At 42.7% G+C, this 679-nt stretch carries 1 protein-coding gene; it reads left to right on the forward strand.

The features are described from left to right. Positions 1-107: 107 nt before the first annotated feature. Positions 108-679 (forward strand): helix-turn-helix domain-containing protein (locus EHS11_RS01850; protein ID WP_135762724.1); only part of this gene is annotated, 572 nt, incomplete at its 3' end.

A 679-nucleotide genomic window follows, 5' to 3' on the forward strand; every position in this document is an offset into this window, starting at 1 on the left:
GTATTGATATAGTATTCACCTGACAGCTTCGAAGAAGCAGTGGTCACACATCCTGTAAACGGAAAAATGATTTTTACCACAAAGTCATTTCCTAGGAGGGAAGACGCATGACCACCACCAATACCAACGTAAGCACCAAAGCAGCGAGAAGAAAGCTAAATTTGTTGGAACTAGCCAATGAGTTAAGCAATGTAAGCAAAGCCTGTAAGATCATGGGTTACTCCAGACAGCAGTTCTATGAGATCCGAAGAAACTACCAGACGTTTGGTTCGGAAGGATTAATCGATAGAGTTTCAGGAGCAACGAACCCACACCCCAATCGAGTTTCCGAAGAATTAGAAAAAGCGATACTTGAGTATAGTCTTACAAACCCTACTCATGGTTCCGTTCGAGTGGCTCAACAGTTAAATCTGAAAGGACATAGGGTCAGCTCAGGAGGAGTCAGAGGAGTATGGACTAGAACAAAACTTCTCACCAAACACCAAAGACTTTTGAGACTCGATCAGCATCTCAAAGAAAACCCGATAGAGCTGAATGAGAACCAAATCCGACTCTTGGAAAGATTTAACCCGGAATACCGGGATAGACACATTCAGGCTGATTTTACAGGGGATTTGGTCTCTATGGATACTTTCATGGTCGGGACTTTAAAAGGAATAGGAAGAGTCTATTTGCAAAC

Origin of the sequence: Leptospira ilyithenensis, assembly GCF_004771005.1 — a bacterium.
Taxonomy (GTDB): Bacteria; Spirochaetota; Leptospiria; order Leptospirales; family Leptospiraceae; genus Leptospira_A; species Leptospira_A ilyithenensis.